The 893-nt window shown below is 48.4% G+C and carries 1 protein-coding gene and 1 pseudogene; both read left to right on the forward strand.

The genetic code is table 11. The annotated features are described in order from the left end of the window. The first annotated feature begins 184 nt into the window (after positions 1-184). Positions 185-331: an arginase gene (locus GPK83_RS12140; protein ID WP_215704892.1), complete on the forward strand. Its 147-nt coding sequence runs from the start codon at positions 185-187 to the stop codon at positions 329-331. A 107-nt stretch (positions 332-438) separates the two neighbouring features. Then, positions 439-893 (forward strand): annotated as a pseudogene (locus GPK83_RS12145) (group II intron reverse transcriptase/maturase); the annotation flags it as partial.

The following is an 893-nucleotide window of genomic DNA, read 5'->3' on the forward strand; positions in this document are numbered from 1 at the left end:
GTGCGCCCGGCGGCGCACGTTTCTAGCGGGTGCAAGTCCCGAATCCGCCCGGTAGTGGGAAGGATATAGCCGAAGGTAAGGGTGTCCATCGCGAGGTGGAATCTGAAGGAAGCCGGATGTGGGAACAGACTAACCACGGGCAAATCTCCGGTCTGACGAACAGAAATTACATAGAAGGCCATGCATGAGGGTAAGACTGCTTTACAAGCCGAAGCCCGATAACTACACGGAATCATGTATGGTAAATGTAACGGATGGATGGAGAGAAAGAAACGTGTGGTACCCGGGGAGGTCTGTGCGGAATGCCTTGAAAGAGGTAACCATTGCATAAAGCAATGCTGAACGCACAGAAGTCAGCAGAGGTCATAGTAGCCGAGAGGTGAAGGACCGAATCAGTAGGAGTCTTGAGTATGACCGAGAAAGGAGGAATGACCGTCTATGGCAGAAAACGTTGAAAACAATGGCTGTTCGCAAAGAGATAATGCGGAACATGAAGGGTATGCGAAAGCGTCTAGGTCATTCAATCGGATATGGAAAGAAAGAGACAGTGCACAGCCGAGACTTTTGGAAGCGATACTGTATAAAGACAACTTTAACAGAGCGTATAAGAGAGTTAAGGCAAACAAGGGAGCGCCGGGAATTGATGGCATGACCATTGAAGAGGCTCTTCCATATCTAAAGGAACATCAACAAGAGTTAACCGACCGCATTTATTGTGGAAAGTATACTCCGTCTCCAGTAAGACGAGTTGAGATTCCCAAACCAGATGGTGGTGTGCGAAAGCTTGGCATACCAACAGTGATAGACCGTACACTTCAACAGGCAATAACCCAACAGTTAGTGCCAATCTATGAACTGCTGTTTGCAGAGGGTAGCTATGGCTATCGTCCGAA

Source organism: Clostridium sp. MCC328, from assembly GCF_018785465.1.
Lineage (GTDB): Bacteria > Bacillota > Clostridia > Lachnospirales > Lachnospiraceae > Pilosibacter > Pilosibacter fragilis.